The sequence below is a fragment of the Bacillus sp. P4_D3 genome, from assembly GCF_056401855.1.
Genome location: NZ_JBFUIN010001195.1, coordinates 1 through 695, shown reverse-complemented (window position 1 = coordinate 695; position 695 = coordinate 1). Strand labels below are relative to the sequence as shown.

At 45.6% G+C, this 695-nt stretch carries 2 tRNA genes and 2 rRNA genes; all 4 read right to left on the bottom strand.

The window, feature by feature from the left end:
• Window positions 1-178, bottom strand: a 23S ribosomal RNA gene (locus AC1DTM_RS30225); the annotation flags it as partial.
• 80 nt (window positions 179-258) lie between these two features.
• Window positions 259-334: transfer RNA gene (locus tag AC1DTM_RS30220), tRNA-Ala, on the bottom strand.
• A 10-nt stretch (window positions 335-344) separates the two neighbouring features.
• Window positions 345-421, bottom strand: a tRNA-Ile gene (locus AC1DTM_RS30215).
• Window positions 422-552: 131 nt separating this feature from the next.
• A 16S ribosomal RNA gene (locus tag AC1DTM_RS30210) occupies window positions 553-695 on the bottom strand; the annotation flags it as partial.

Here is a 695-nt window from a genome sequence, read left to right as displayed (position 1 = left end):
TTCCATACCCTATGTATTCAGGTAAGGATACCATACCATTACGTATAGTGGGTTTCCCCATTCGGAAATCTTCGGATCAAAGCTTACTTACAGCTCCCCGAAGCATATCGGCGTTAGTCCCGTCCTTCATCGACTCCTAGTGTCAAGGCATCCACCGTGCGCCCTTTCTAACTTAACCAAACTAAAATTAAAAAAATATGAGCTACACTGTTATCTAGTTTTCAAAGAACATACCATTTGCTATATAAAATAGCTTTTTGGTGGAGCCTAGCGGGATCGAACCGCTGACCTCCTGCGTGCAAGGCAGGCGCTCTCCCAGCTGAGCTAAGGCCCCGTAAAATGTATGGTGGGCCTAAATGGACTCGAACCATCGACCTCACGCTTATCAGGCGTGCGCTCTAACCAGCTGAGCTATAGGCCCATACAAATTGCGGAATTTATTTATATCATATTCCTATTTAAGAGTCAATACTTATATTGAACTCTCAAAACTAAACGAAAACGAAACACGGAAACTTATATTGATGAACAGTGTTCATCAATTCTCCATAGAAAGGAGGTGATCCAGCCGCACCTTCCGATACGGCTACCTTGTTACGACTTCACCCCAATCATCTGTCCCACCTTAGGCGGCTGGCTCCATAAAGGTTACCCCACCGACTTCGGGTGTTACAAACTCTCGTGGTGTGACGGGC